Origin of the sequence: Kutzneria sp. NPDC051319 (assembly GCF_040682195.1) — a bacterium.
Taxonomy (GTDB): domain Bacteria; phylum Actinomycetota; class Actinomycetes; order Mycobacteriales; family Pseudonocardiaceae; genus Kutzneria.
Genome location: NZ_JBFBAM010000162.1, coordinates 1 through 1532, shown reverse-complemented (window position 1 = coordinate 1532; position 1532 = coordinate 1). Strand labels below are relative to the sequence as shown.

The following is a 1532-nucleotide window of genomic DNA, read 5'->3' as shown; positions in this document are numbered from 1 at the left end:
CGCGAGCGCGCCGCCGAGCAGGAAGAACGCGAACGTGGTGACGAGGTACATCACCCCGATCCGCTTGTGATCGGTGGTGAACAGCGTCTCTTCGAGCGCGCTGCCCTTGGGCTGCCGCCGAACGTGGATCGGCGGCAGCTCTAGGGCCGGTGGTCGGGTCCTGGTCACTTGCGCCGGCCGGGCACGAACTCCTGCAGCTTGGTCTTGATGCCCTGGGTGACCAGGCTGAACGCGTCGGGATCACCCTTGAGCACGGACTCGGCCGCCGCCTTGACCTGCTCGAAGGTGGCGTGCGGCGGGATCGGCGGCACGTTCGGGTCGCAGTGCACGTCCAGCACCACGGGCCGGTCGGCGGACAACGCCTCGTCCCAGGCCGGGCCGAGGCGGTCCGGGTCGGTGACCGAGATGCCGCCGAGGCCGAAGGAACGGGCGACGCCGGCGTAGTCGATGTCCGGCAGCGCCTGGGACTCCTCGAACTTGGGGGCGCCGCCCATGGCCCGCAGCTCCCACGTCACCTGGTTCAGGTCATTGTTGTGCAGCACGCAGATCACGCAGCGGGGATCGGTCCAGCGGTCGTAGTAGCGGCCGATGGTGATCAGCTCGGCCAGGCCGTTCATCTGCATCGCGCCGTCCCCGACGAGCGCGATCACCGGCCGGTCCGGGTGCGCGAACTTGGCGCCGATGGCATACGGCACGCCAGGTCCCATGGTCGCCAGCGTCCCGGACAGCGAACCTCGCATGTCGCCGCGCAGCCGCAGTGTGCGGGCGTACCAGTTGGCGGCGGAGCCGGAGTCCGAGGTGACGATCGCGTTGTCCGGGATGCGGGAGGACAGCTCCCACGTGATGCGCATCGGGTTGATCGGGTCGGCGGAGACCATCGACTCCCGCTCCATCGTCTCCCACCAGCGGGAGACGATGCGCTCCACGGTTTCCCGCCACTTGCGGTCTTCCTTGCGCTCGACCTTGGGCAGCAGTGCGGCCAGGGTCGCCCGCGCGTCGCCGACCAGGTTGACCTCGGTCGGGTAGCGCATGCCGATGAACTTGCCGTCGATGTCGATCTGGACGCCGCGGGCCTTGCCGTACTCCGGAAGGAACTGCGAGTACGGGAAGTTGGAGCCGATGATCAGCAGCGTGTCGCAGTCGGTCATCATCTCGTAGCTGGGACGCGTGCCCAACAATCCGATCGAACCGGTCACATAGGACAGATCGTCGGGCAGCACGTCCTTGCCCAGCAGCGCCTTGGCCACCCCCGCGCCGGTGAGTTCCGCCAGCTGGCGGACCTCGTCGGCCGCGCCCCGCGCCCCCTGCCCGACCAGGATCGCCACCTTCGAACCGGCGTTGATCACCTCGGCGGCGCGTTCCAGCTCGGTGGGATCGGGCACCATCGTGGTGTGCGGGTGGCTCGGCGGGCTGGACGGCGACTGCTTGAACACGTGCTCGGGCGGCGAGTACGGCATTTCCTGAAGGTCGCTGGGAATGATCAGGGCCGTCGGAGCCCGCTCGGCCTCGGCCACCCGGATCGCCCGGTCCAG

At 69.1% G+C, this 1532-nt stretch carries 1 protein-coding gene; it reads right to left on the bottom strand.

Annotated features, from left to right (window positions below; genetic code table 11):
* Positions 1-164: 164 nt before the first annotated feature.
* A partial coding sequence (locus tag AB0M73_RS49750) for a thiamine pyrophosphate-requiring protein (protein ID WP_363907240.1) occupies positions 165-1532 on the bottom strand: 1368 nt, incomplete at its 5' end.